Below are 11662 nucleotides of genomic sequence, written 5' to 3'. Positions count from 1 at the left end.
TCATGAGCTCGCGCGGGCGGTCGGTGCGCAGGGCGTGCTGTGGGATGATCTCTGTGACGCCATGAGGTGGCTTCCATTGGAGTTCGATGGAGGCGGACTGTTCCTTGAATTTAAAGTGATCGAGCTTCAGACGATATGCCCGGCCACCGACGAGGAAGAGGCTTTTCTTTTCCTCGCGCACGGTGGGGCCGGCGCTTACCCAGGCATCGATGAGGACGCCGGTTTCACTGGTGTCATTGATCCACAGGCGCGCACCATTTTCGGTCTTGAGGGTGAATTCGTAGACGCCCGTTTCTTCGGCAACCACGCTGCCTTCCCAGGTGTCCTGAAACTGCTCGGCCTCCATCTTTGCATTGTCCGGACTGCCTGCGCCAAAGTGAAATGCGACCTGCGGATCGACGCGCTCAAACTTGTAGTTTGGGCGCTTGGCTTTGATGCCGTCTTTTGGCGTGGTGTCCACGACTGGCTCGCCGGGCTTGGGCAGTTCGACGCCGCGATAGTTGGCTTTCAGGCCTGCCTCGGCATTGACGGGCCGGTCAAATCCCGGGCCCATGCGGAAGCGACCGATGAGGTCCATCACTGAAGCGCGATACTGAGAGATGGTCAGGCGGCTCAGGTCCTGATCTGGCGGATGGCTGCGAGCCTGCGCTGCGGAGGAATAAAAGGATTCATAGATGTAGGCGGCCACCTGTTTGGCGTCCTCACCCACGCAGGTGCCTTCCTTGTCCTCCGGCATGGTGCGTTCGATTTTGCGCGCCAGCGCCTCAAGGGTAAGGTCGCCAGTGAGGGGATCGTCAAACTTGTCCTTCACGCCCTGGCCTTTGGCCCCGTGGCACTCCTGGCACATCTTTTGGTAAATGACGGCACCGGGATGCTCGGCGGCAGGAGCGTACGCCGTCAGCAGCCCAAGCGTGAGCCAGGCAAATCGAGAATGGGGGGATGTTTGAGCCATGAAAGGGGGTGAAACTTGGCTAAGAGAATAATCCCTTCGCCGCAACCCTCTTTCACTGAACTCGCGCATGGCTGCTCCGGGAGCGCCGGGGTCAATGGCAGCCGCAGCCACCGCAGCCCTGCGCTTTGCGAGCGCCCAGCTTGCGCTCGATCTCCAGCGAAGTCGGCGTGATCGCCAGTCCTCCGAGGGAGGTGCAGCGGTGCTCGCGCGGCATCATGGCGGCGACGTTTTTGGCGGCGTCGATCACTTCATCCAGGGGAATCAGCGGATCAAAATCTGCGAGGGCCATGTTGGCACAGGAGAGGGCGTTGCTGGCGGCCATGACATTTTTGCCAAGGCAGGGGGCCTCGACGCGGTTGGCGATGGGATCGCAGATCAGACCGAGCATGCTCTGAAACGCCATCGAGGCTGCTGCGATGGCTTGATCGCGAGTGCCTCCTGCGAGTGTGACGAGTGCAGCAGCGGCCATGCTGGCGGCCGCTCCTCCCTCCGCCTGGCAGCCGCCCACCTCTGCGGCAAAGGTCCAGCGCGTGGCGATGAAGACGCCGATGACTCCGCTCGCGAGCATGGCCAGCGCCATGTCCTCCTCGGACTTGCCGAGAGCCTCTGCCATGCCGATGACCGCACCGGGCAGCGCCGCACAGGCACCTGCCGTCGGAGCGGCCACGATGACGCCCATGGAGCTTTTTACTTCCATCAAGGCGGTGACGTAGAGAACGATGCGATTGAGTGCACCGCCATCGAGCAGCTTGCCCGCCTGCATCAGTTCGTTAAAGCGTCCGCTTTGATGTCCGAGTACACGATCTTCATACTGCGTGCCCGCGATGCCGCTGGCGATCGACTTGCGGAGGATGCGCACGATGGCGATCATCTTGTCGATGACTTCACGCTCGGTGAAATTTCCGCGCGCCATTTCATACTCGACGGCCAGTCGCCACAGCGGCGTGTGGCGCTCGCCATCGTGGGTGAGCATCTCTGTGCAGCTTTTAAACGGCACGCGCATGTCTTTGCGCGAAGGCACAGGGAGCACGGGGTAGAGTCGTTTGACGGTAATGAAGGGCAGATGATCCGTGTCTACAAATGCCGCCGACTTGACTTGGAGGATCTGGAATTCGCCTGCGTCATGATGCAGGACTTCATCGGCCTCAAACTCTGCGGAGACGGTCTTTGGCAGCCAGATGAGCGTCTCATGATAGCCGCCGTCCATGGTCATGGGCACGCCATCAATGCTGAGCATCTCCATCATGCCGCCGCCGGTTGAGATGGCGATGAGCGTGTGCTGCACATGGGCATTGCGGAGCGTCAGCCGGTAGGTGTTTGGATGGGGATCTCCAACGTCCACGGTTTCGATGCGCAGTTTGATCCCGGCATCTGCGAGCGCCTGTGCGGAGTCGGGCAGCCGCTCATCATCGGCGTCCCAGCCGAGCAGTCCGCCAAAGAGGCCCATGTCACTGCCTTGGCTCTCATGTGTGGTGGGCAGTGAGCCTGCGCGGTCAAACTCCACCAGCACGTCCGTGATGTTTTCCTCCATCAGATCACGCGCCAGACGCCCGATGCGCAGTGCCGCAGCGCAGTGGGAGCTGGAAGGCCCGCGCATCACGGGACCGATGACGTCATTGAAGATGGAGACGGCGCTCATGGTTTTTTGGGGACGGTGCTGCGGCCTTCGGCTTTGGATTTATCGAGCAGGGCTTTCAACTCGGCGGCGATTTCGGGGTGTTTGAAATAGAGGTTGTTGGTTTCACCGGGATCACTGGCGAGATCGTAGAGCTGGCCTGGTGCTTCAGGTGCAACTTCGGGCAGAACGAATCGTTTCAACTCGGGGTTGGCATAGTTGTTTCCGCCAGAGCCTCGGTGGTCGATGTACTTCCATGAGCCACGGCGGATGGAAAGCGTGCGCTGTCCGCCGAAGGCCTGCGTGAGCAGATAGGGGCGGATCGGTGCCGTTGCTTTGCCTTCGAGCACTGGCAGCAGATTGAAGCTGTCCTCTGCGGAATTGTGCGGAAGCTCCGAGCCGGTGATCGCGGCGAGCGTTGCCATCACATCGGTGAGGCTGGCGAGTTGATCGCTGCTGCTGCCGCTTTTCACATGACCCGGCCAGCGGATGATGAGCGGCACGCGGTGGCCGCCCTCCCAGGCATCACGCTTCATGCCGCGCCAGGGCTTGGCACCATCGTGATCATGATCGCTGCGCATGTGAACGACGCTGGTGGTTTCGGGGCCGTTGTCGCTGGATAATAGGACGATGGTCTTGTCCGCGATGCCGAGCTTGTCGAGTTCCTTCAATAACTCACCGATGATGTGATCCAGTTCGCCGATGAAATCGCCATGGGGGCCGGCCTGCGTTTTGTGCTGGAAATCAGGCGCGGCAAAGGACGGCAGATGAACGGCCTGGGTGGCGTGGTAGAGTAAGAAGGGCTTGTCCGGCGTGGTGCGCATGTGCTCTTCCATGAACTCGCGGCTTTTCTTGAGGAAGAGCAGGTCCACTGCCTCCATCGGGAAATCTGGTGCGATGAAGCCTGCGCGGCAGTCATTTGCATAGGGGTGCCTGGGCAGCTTCGATTTGTCGATGGGCATCGTTGGAGGAACGGGTATGCGGTCGCCATCAATGAAGGCATAGAGCCAGTCGGTCGTGGGGCAGCAGGCCGTGCCGAAGAAGTGCTCAAAGCCATGATCCAGCGGCCCGCCTTCGATGCGACGTGTGAAATCGATGTGCTGCACGTCTTCCAATCCACCTTTGTGAATGGCTTCGCCGAGGCTGTCGCGAAATGTTAGGCCCACATGCCATTTACCGACGGCTGCGGTGGCGTATCCCTGGTTTTTTAGCAACGCGGGAAGTGTGAGCCGACCCTGTGCAATCAAACAAGGCCCGCCAGCACCCTGAAACACCGTTCCGCCATTGGGCACCCGAAACGCCATCTGGCCTGTCATGAGGCTGTAGCGTGATGGAGTGCAAACGGTGGCCGGGCTGTGCGCATCGGTGAACCGCATTCCTTCACGCGCGAGGCGGTCGATGTTTGGCGTGGGCACCTTCGACTGCGCATTGTAGCAACGCACATCGCCGTAGCCGAGGTCATCCGCGAGGATGAGCAGCACATGGGGCTTTGTGGCCGCGAGTGCTTGGCTGCAAACAAAGGTGATCTGCAGCAGGAGCAAGCCCAGTGATCTCATGAGGTGCATTGATGGTTATTTTTCCATCTCCTGGCGAGTGGCGATGGGCACGTAGCCAGCCTCAAGGCCCTTGGGTGGCGTGAGGATCAAGGCGGGATCGATGTGTGCTAATGTGCCGACATCGGGAGGAGTGAGGTAGACGCGGTCTTTGGTCCAGGCACGGTGCAGTTTCTCCACGCGGGCTTGTACTTGCTCACGCTCTTCGTCGGTGAGGTCGGCATTGAGCATCGCGGGCTGGTCGGCGAAGCGATACCAATAATACGTTACCACACTGCCATCACCTAGCCGGGCTTTGAACGGGCCAGCGGCGGGGCCGGGTTTCTTCCAGCAACTGGCCGCATCATCGGGTGTGGTGCGTGGCTCCTGTGGCTTTTCAGCGGGGGGCTCAAAGCGGTGCTGTGTGAGGCCCAGTTCGGCAGGCACTTCCTGAGGCGGCAGCACATTCCACTGCGGCTTTTTGCCGTTGGTGCCCAGCGCGTAGTATTCCGGCAGAGTGACGAGCGAGCCGCTGCTGCGTGTGAGCTGCTTGTTCCACTGGTAGCCAAAGGTGATCGGATTCGGTGTGAAGGAAGTGGCAAAGTCCCTCCAGGCCAGCGGCACTTTTTCCTCCCGCTTTGTTCCTGGCGGATAGATGCTCCAGTTTGAGCCGCCGCCTGCGCGGAAGTTGTGAACAACGGATTCGTCCGCTTTGATTGCGCCATCTGCTGTCGCGCCGCCATCGAACCATTTTTGCACGTCATCCCACAGGGCTGCTTTTTTATAAGCAGTGAGCCGGTGCAGAACGGTGGATGTGCCGTCGGGTCCGATGGGGAATGCCGTCGGGGCCACGCGTGCGTATTCCTTGCCGCTGGCATCTTTCGTGAGAATGGCAGGCACGTGCTGCGTCTCCATCTGGATGGCTTTGTTGGGGCCGGCAGGGCGTGAGTCGAGCAGCATGTCTGCCCACTCCGGGTGGTCGACTGTGGCCTGTGTCCAGAAAAACGGCGTGAAGAAAGCGGCAGGTCCTTTGAAGTTTGCGGTGTTGAGAAAGAGCGTCCAGCATTGATTCCCTGTGGGCGTGTTCTTGCCCGTCGTGGTGGTCTTCGGATTGGTAAGTGGCAGAGGCAGATAGCCATAACCAAAGAGTTCACCACTGGTGCCTTGCTTGAGGTTCAGGCCATCGAGAGGAAACAGCAGCCACGGGCTGAGCTGTGCCACGCCATACTGGCCGCGCGGTTTTTCCCAGGTGCCCGCGCCGTAGCCTGGACCGTTTGCTATGAAAGAAAAGTTCGGGCCGACACCGCCCATGATGAACTTTGGAGTGGTGGTGGGGAAGTGTGTGTCCCGCCACCAGCCGAGCCCGCCTTCGATGTCGGTGTAGCATTTGCCTTCCGGTTTTTTTCCCTCCTCATACTGTGGATGCATCCAGGTGCCGCAGAGTCCGGTCTGGAACTTATGCCCTGGATAAGTCGCCACCAGCGGCCAGGCCGCGGCGTAGAGTGAAAAACCGCCGTTGAACTCCTCAGGCACTTTTTCAGTGGGACCGAACAGATAACCTGCCATTTCGCCCTGCTGGGGTGTCGCCGCAGGCGATGTCTGCCTAGGATGAAGAAGGGATTCAGCGAAGGCCCGGCCCATTAGCGCAAAGGTCTTGGCGCAGCCGAGATAATGGTATCCGGCGTTTGATGCACCGCGCTGCCATAGTGCTACTTCAGCAGGGGAGATGAGCCTGGCTTCAAACTGCTTCAAATACTCGCGCTTCTGCTCCTCGGTCATGTGGCCGTCGGCGTTGGCGTGGTCTTTGTGCTTTGAGTTCATGTAGAAGCCCATCTGACGAACCTGGGCTCTTTTGTCGTCGATGACTCCGAGTTCCTCTGACCAAAACGGCGCTGTCTGCACGGCGACGACGTTGCCTTTGAACTCGGGAAGCAAAGAGGGCGCGGTCATTGCCTCGCGGAATGCGAGGGTTTCAGGATTGGCTTTCAAACCGCCGACACCCATGACGCCGATGACGAATGGCATCTGCGGTGCACTTAGATCCTTTCGCACGTCGCGGATGAACTTGGCCAGCAGGTCGCTGTAAACCGCATACCGCCCGGGCTTGCCACGGTCAGGGTAGGTGTGGCCGTCCACCATGTCGTTGAATCCCTGCAACCAGACGAAGCCCGCGATCTCGTAGCCCTGCGCGGCGTCGTAGGCCGGGCACACGCGCTTCGGATCAGCGAGAACACGCTTCACATGCTCGACCATGTAGCGATAGAAGCGCCCTGTTTCCTGTTTCTTCTCCGCAAGCCACTGGGGCATGTCCTTCGGAACACCGTGACCCGGCGGGCCGTAGTAGAGCTTCTTCTGGTAGTCGTTGAGTTCATACGGCCCCGCGCTCGGCGGGCGGAACTCGGTGTTCAGGCTTCTGCCGCCCCACGCGGTCTTGATGATAAGCACTGGCTCCTTCAGTGCAGCATCCATCGTGAGGCCAAAGGTGAACTCCGGGCCGATCTTGCCGTTCGACCTCGTCGCATCGTCTCGCGCACCAAAGCCAGCCGTGAGCTTGCCCGTGCCCTCTCCATTCGCGCTGCCGTCGTATTTGCCGGTGTAATACGAAATCCAAGTGTGATCGCACACGGTCGGTTTGCCATCTGCCCCGCGCATCTGTTTCAGCAGCGGCGCGGTGGCGGGATCATCGCCGATGTAGTCAAAGGTCTCGATCTTAGCATGTCCCTCCATGTTCGACTGGCCGGCGAGGATGAAGACCTTCAGCGGCTTTGCTAGCAACTGCGTCGAGCAGAGCAACAGAGGAAGAATAGTGATGGCGAGTTTCATGACTTGGCGAGCTGGTGAATGGTTCCGTGTTAACGGCAGGGGGCTCTCAACGGTTATCAATGACAAATGCTGGCCTGGAAAGAACGCCTTTGGAGAGCTGGCCATAGTGGTCTGAGCGCCAGAAGTTCTTCATGTCGTCTGCAGTGATGAGCTGGATGCCCGGTGTGGCGACGGCGGGATTGCAGAGGATGTAGAGGTTTTCCGCTGCGATGTAGCCACACACATTGAGCGTATGGCCGGCGCTGCCTCCGGGGTATTGCGGGCCGATGTATTTGAAGTCCACGACCACAGGGCGGCCTGCGTCGAGTTCGCTCTTCAGCATCGCGGTCGCTTGATCAAACCCAGCGTCGTCGGGTGTGAATGTGATGAGTTTCCACTTTTGTCCGATCTTCTTCGAGGCCTCCAGGAGATGGCCCCAGTCCGTGCCGGTGCCTAGTGGCGAGGGGCAAAGGCGCTTGAAATCCCAGCCGCCGATCTCGCTGCCTTGGAAGCGGGCAAAGATGGCGCAGGCGGTGGAGCCGCAGTTGTTGTAGCCCTGCTGGATGTGCGGCATCTGAACGAACGCGAACTTGCCCGGCTCGCTTTTGCGCAGCCTGTAGGCCATGAGTCTCAGCAGATCCGCCGCTTGTTGAGCGGAGGCATTGTCAGACGGTTGCGATGGATGGCCCGTGATGCCCGTGGGGTGGAGTTTCGAAGCCTTGGTCCAGTTTGCTATCGCTGCGTCGGTTTCACCGGCTAGAAAGTGCATTTCGCCGAGCAACACCATACCCGAGGGATTGTTCAATTCAGCCGCGTGTTCTGCTAGGCGGCGCGCCTGTGCAGCATCGCGTCCGACTCCTTCACCCGAGTGATAGGCCATCGCCGCACATGCGGCGGCTCGTCCATGGCCCATCTCAGCTGCCTTCTTCCACCATTCCAGGGCCTTCGCACAGTCCTGTTCCGTGCCTTGCGCGCCGTAGTAGCACTGGCCAAGATTGAAAGCCGCCTGGGCAGATTCATTCGCCGCGGCTTTGAAATAGCCGAAAGCGATGGCCGGATTGCGTTTCACAACTGCGCCACGAAGATAGGCGAAGCCGACGAAATCCATCGCGTCGGGGCTGCCGGCATCCGCCGCCATATGCGCCCATCTCAGGGCCTCGGCATCGTCTTTGGCGACGCCTTTGCCGTCTCGAAGGCGATGTGCCAGATCTAGCTGTGCTTTGATGTCGCTGGCAGCGGCCCGGGCGCGCAGTGTTTCCAACGCGGTTTGAGCATCGACTGACCCAATGGAAAGTATCATCAGCAATGCGGCGAGGGTTGTTAAAGCGAGCTTGTGCATTTCACTGCATTATCTGACAGGAGCAGCCTCTGTGTCTTGAGTCTTCTAACCTGCGGATCTGATAAAAAATGCACAATGGCAACGTGGGTAGAAGGCGCATCGCTGGCTGCCGTTATGTCTGGCCTTTCCTTACTGTATGAAAAAAGTCACATCAGCCGTTCCCGGCATTCTCTCCAAGAAAGGCACGCTGCTCATCGACGCACGTGTGATCGAGCAGATGGCCGACCTGATGCATGACACGGCTTTTTTCATCAAGGATGCCGAGGGACGCTATCTGGTGGTGAACCAATCCCTCGTTGATCGGCACGGCCTCAAAGATAAATCGCAGATGATTGGCAGGAGGCCCTGTGATGTCTGCCCCGGGGACTATGGACGCATTCCGACCGAGCAGGATGAGCAGGTACTGAGAACCGGGCAGCCCATTGTGGGGCGGTTGGAGCTTTTCTGGCGGCGGCCGAACGTGCCTGTATGGGGACTCACCAGCAAGCTGCCCGTGCGCGATGAGTTCGGCAAGGTGTCGGGTCTCATCGGCATCTCCAAAGATCTGGCGGCTCCCGTCAGCCGGGAAGATGTCCCTCCCAAGGTGGAGCGTGTGCTGCGGTATCTTGAAACCGCGTACGATGATCCGGTGAGCCCTTCCTTGCTTGCGCGAAAGGCAGGCATGACGGCAGCCCGCTTTGCGCGTATCATCAGGCGCATCCACGGCATCAGCCCGATGCAACTGATCACCAAGACGCGCATCTCCGTTGGCAGCCGGTTGTTGTGCGAAACTGATGCCTCCGTCGCCCAGATTGCACTCGACTGCGGTTTCGCCGATCACAGCGCGTTTACTCGCACATTTCGTGCCGTCACCGGCACATCTCCCACCGAACACCGGCGGCAGTCACAGCAGGGCTGATTATGGTTGCATGCCCCACAGCTTTTCCAGCAGGGAAAACATTTCAGGATCATGCTGCTTCAGCTCTTCGCGCGTGAAGGGGAAGAAGTCATTTCGGGTGAAATAGGCTTCGGTGCATTCGGCAAAGTATTCCTGGGGATTGGTCATTGCATAGGCGCGATCCAGGGTGCTGCGGCCTTCGCTGTCCATGCGCTTCACGCGATCATATTTGCCGCTGGCTTTGGCTTTTTCGTAGGCCGCTTTGATCTCCAGATTTCCAAAGCTCATGCGCACTGTGCGGTTGTGATAAGCGTGCGCCAGTTCATGCAGTGCAAAGTTCGGCATGCGGCGTGTTTCCGCCTCAAAGATGCGTACGTTGGTGAATTCCACGCCCTTCGCCATCACAGGATCACGGCCGTTTGTGCGCAACCAATCTCCATCCGGATGAAACTCGGCGCGGGGGCGCGTGTTTGGATATTCGGGATTGATCCACAGCGGCACTTTCTGCAACTCCGCCACCGCCTTGGCTGGAACGACTCGCACGATCTCATCGAGCTGGGCACGCAGCAGTTGCATGGCTTTTTCCAGGGCGGCTGAGTCTGTTTCGATCAGCTTCACATTCACATGCACGGTCCAGCCAGTGATCAGGCGCTCATCATGTGATTTCTTCCCCGTGGCTTCTTGAAAGCGTTTGACCTGCTGCTGCTTGATCAAGCCGCGTGCCTGCAAAAGCCGCTCCGGCCACCCAAACTTCGGCGCTTTGGATGGGACGTAGCCTGCGAGGTGGCCGGTGAGCCGTGTTTGCGGTTTGGTGTACTTCAACTCAGTGTCACCGAAGACCTCGCTGCAGAGTGCTGCGAGCTGTGGGTCATAAGCGATTAACTCAGCGCGGGTATTGACGTGATTGTGCTGGGCGTCGTTCTCGCGGTTGTTGTCAAACCAGCTCTGCACGCCTTCGGCCCAGTATTCGTGATGATTTGATGAAGCATAGGCGCCTTTCCACAGTCCGGCCTTCATCGCGGAATCAAAGGCGTCTTTGAGACGCTTGTCGAAAGTGGGATCCACATTCGTCAGGCCGCGCAGGTGAATGTTGTGGGCGAATTCGTGGATGAGGATGTTTTCGGTGTCATACGGATCGCCATCGTAAGCGAGGAGGTTTTCCTCTGCGCAGGAGCAGAAAGGGTCCGTTTCGCTGCCGCCTAGGCCGCGCGCACGCGCATCCCAGTAGTTTTTGGCACCCAGGGTCTCAAAGCCTTTCACTGGCTCCAGGAGGGCGAATTCGGGCTGGTCTGTGGTGAATTCGTTGTGAGCCAGAATGCACAGGCGTGCACCGCTGGCGATCATCGCTGCGCGCACGTCTGGCCGCCTGGCTAACATCATGTCCACGAGATATACCGCCTCCTTCAGTGCATATGGGCTGACCTTTACGGAGGCTACGATGGGAAAGCCTCCCGCACTGGCAGACTGTGTGTAAAACGATGGCACGCCATCCTTGGCAGCAGGATCGTAGCGCAAGCCCTGCACGCGCACCTTGCTCACGACTTCTGTGTCTTTATCGCCATCTACGATCACGAAGCGATGTCCGAGTGTTGTGCCGATGATGCGGTCCTTGCCGGGTTCGATTTTGCCATTGGAAACGCGCTGGCCATCTGGGTTCAGCCAGAAAACTTCCACTGCATTCGGCGAGGCGTTGATGATCTGCAGCTTGGGCCGGTCGAGCGCCAGCGCAGCCGTCGATATGAAGAGAAGGGTGGCAAGGACAGTTTTCATGCGAAGCGGTCGGGTGACATCAAATCGAGAGACAAGGGTGGATTCTCTCCGGCAAGCAGATCGCTCACGATCTTTCCTGTGGCAGGGGCGAGGCTGAGGCCCATCATGGCATGGCCGGTGGCGAGGGTGAGATTTTTCCAGCGCTGGGTGCGGCCGATGTAGGGCATGCCATCTGGGGAGACTGGGCGCAGGCCACTCCAATGTTTTACTTCGGCGAAATCACTTTTCTCAAACGCCGGAAAGTACTGCGGAAACGCCCGGGTGATGCCGCGCACGCGGCGCTGGGTGATGGATTCATCGATGCCGGCCATTTCCATGGTGCCACCGACGCGCAACGCGCCATCCATGGGGGTGACGGCGAGACGGGCCTCCGTGCAGATGCTGCACAGATTCGGAAGTTGGGCGGGCTGCGGCAAAGTGAGGCTGTAACCTTTGCCTGCTTGCATCGGCAGTTTGAGACTCAGCGACTTCGCCAGATCCGCTGACCAGACGCCGCTGCAAAGCACCACTTCCTGACCTTCGACATCACCTCTTGTGGTATTGATCGCGCGCAGTGTGCAGTCTTCGACCTTGAAATCTTTCACTTCTGTTTCCCATAGAAACTGAACGCCGAGGCGTGTGAGTTCGGTTTCGAGGGTGGAGATGAAGCGGGAGGGGGGGAGATGGCAGTCCTTGGGAAAGAAGACGCTGCCGCAGACATCCATGGTGATGTTGGGATCGAGTGCGGCGGTGGCTTTGGCATCGAGCACTTGGGCGGGGATGCCGAGGGTGTTGG

Annotated in this window: 8 protein-coding genes; 1 reads left to right on the top strand and 7 read right to left on the bottom strand. The window is 59.3% G+C overall.

All coding sequences use genetic code 11. The features are described from left to right. The 5 genes from ACIREA_RS16080 to ACIREA_RS16060 all read right to left on the bottom strand — a co-directional run. The coding region (locus ACIREA_RS16080; RefSeq protein WP_397383312.1) for a PA14 domain-containing protein at positions 1–952 on the bottom strand (952 nt) is incomplete at its 3' end. Between the two features lie 91 nt (positions 953–1043). Then, positions 1044–2591 (bottom strand): L-serine ammonia-lyase, iron-sulfur-dependent, subunit alpha, encoded by a 1548-nt coding sequence (locus ACIREA_RS16075; protein WP_397383311.1) that lies wholly within the window; start codon positions 2589–2591, stop codon positions 1044–1046. Continuing rightward, complete coding sequence (locus tag ACIREA_RS16070; protein ID WP_397383310.1) at positions 2588–4123, bottom strand: sulfatase-like hydrolase/transferase; 1536 nt, start codon at positions 4121–4123, stop codon at positions 2588–2590. The genes ACIREA_RS16075 and ACIREA_RS16070 overlap by 4 nt, the downstream gene beginning before the upstream one ends. A gap of 15 nt (positions 4124–4138) precedes the next feature. Continuing rightward, the gene (locus ACIREA_RS16065) at positions 4139–6922 is read right to left on the bottom strand and encodes a sialate O-acetylesterase (protein WP_397383309.1); all 2784 of its coding nucleotides are present in this window, start codon (positions 6920–6922) and stop codon (positions 4139–4141) included. A gap of 46 nt (positions 6923–6968) precedes the next feature. Further along, entirely contained in the window at positions 6969–8240 is a 1272-nt protein-coding gene (locus tag ACIREA_RS16060) for a hypothetical protein (protein ID WP_397383308.1), read from the bottom strand. A gap of 136 nt (positions 8241–8376) precedes the next feature. Between ACIREA_RS16060 and ACIREA_RS16055 the strand changes: the two genes are divergently transcribed. Continuing rightward, positions 8377–9138: a helix-turn-helix domain-containing protein gene (locus ACIREA_RS16055; protein ID WP_397383307.1), complete on the top strand. Its 762-nt coding sequence runs from the start codon at positions 8377–8379 to the stop codon at positions 9136–9138. On the opposite strand, the gene ACIREA_RS16050 is transcribed toward ACIREA_RS16055, so the two are convergent. Both ACIREA_RS16050 and ACIREA_RS16045 read right to left on the bottom strand, forming a co-directional pair. Continuing rightward, the gene (locus tag ACIREA_RS16050) at positions 9139–10887 is read right to left on the bottom strand and encodes a zinc-dependent peptidase (protein WP_397383306.1); all 1749 of its coding nucleotides are present in this window, start codon (positions 10885–10887) and stop codon (positions 9139–9141) included. It lies immediately after the preceding gene. Further along, positions 10884–11662: NAD(P)/FAD-dependent oxidoreductase (locus ACIREA_RS16045; RefSeq protein WP_397383305.1), on the bottom strand; the 779-nt coding region annotated here is incomplete at its 5' end. The genes ACIREA_RS16050 and ACIREA_RS16045, both read right to left, overlap by 4 nt.

It is taken from the genome of Prosthecobacter sp. (genome assembly GCF_044373815.1).
Classification (GTDB): domain Bacteria; phylum Verrucomicrobiota; class Verrucomicrobiia; order Verrucomicrobiales; family Verrucomicrobiaceae; genus Prosthecobacter.
The sequence above is the reverse complement of the archived record's forward strand: the minus strand, read 5'-3'. Positions and strand labels throughout refer to the sequence as shown.